Genomic DNA, 644 nt, shown 5'->3' with positions numbered 1-644 from the left:
AGCTGCTCCTGCAGCAGCGCCTCGATCCCGCTGCCTTCGTCGAAGTAGTCGCGGGTGACGACCACGTTGAACGGCAGCGCCGGGTTCCCGAAGATGAGCACGTTCACGCTGCGGTCGATGAAGCCGTCGGAGGGCAGCTCGAACGCCGCCTCCTGGATGTGGTATTGCATGGATGGATTCCTAGGCTGCTGCCGGCGATGCCGGTGGGTCAGCAGTTCATGTTGATGGGCTTGCCGAACTCGTCGAGGCTTTCCGTGAAGCGCAGCAGGCCCTTGCGCACGCCGACGATCTCGATGTCCCCGTCCTTGGTGAGCTTGATGTAGGCCTTGCCCTTGCCGCACACCAGGGTGATGCTGTCGGCCGCCTCCAGGCGGATGTGCTGTCCGGCATCGACCAGGACCGAATCCTGCGTGGCCTTGATGTTGACGTTCTCGTGGCCCAGCACGCTCGCATCGAGCGTCTTGGACGCCATGGTGATGTTCTGGTTGGCCGTGAGGTTCATGTGGCCGGCCTGCGCCTCGGAGGCCACGTCGCCCTGGGTCACCGTGTTGCGCTGCCCGCCCTGGGCGACGTGGGTGAGCATGCCGCCCTTGGCCAGCTGGGTGAGCTGCGCGCCGCTCGATACCGTGATGTGCTGCGTGGCG

General features: G+C 65.4%; 1 protein-coding gene and 1 pseudogene. Both read right to left on the bottom strand.

Annotated elements, in window-relative coordinates:
• The coding region (locus AC27IQ_RS26565; RefSeq protein WP_487091461.1) for a DcrB-related protein at positions 1-170 on the bottom strand (170 nt) is incomplete at its 3' end.
• Between the two features lie 38 nt (positions 171-208).
• Positions 209-644 (bottom strand): annotated as a pseudogene (locus tag AC27IQ_RS26560) (type VI secretion system tip protein VgrG); the annotation flags it as partial.

The sequence above is a fragment of the Acidovorax sp. KPB24-07 genome, assembly GCF_057543315.1.
The sequence above is the reverse complement of the archived record's forward strand: the minus strand, read 5'-3'. Positions and strand labels throughout refer to the sequence as shown.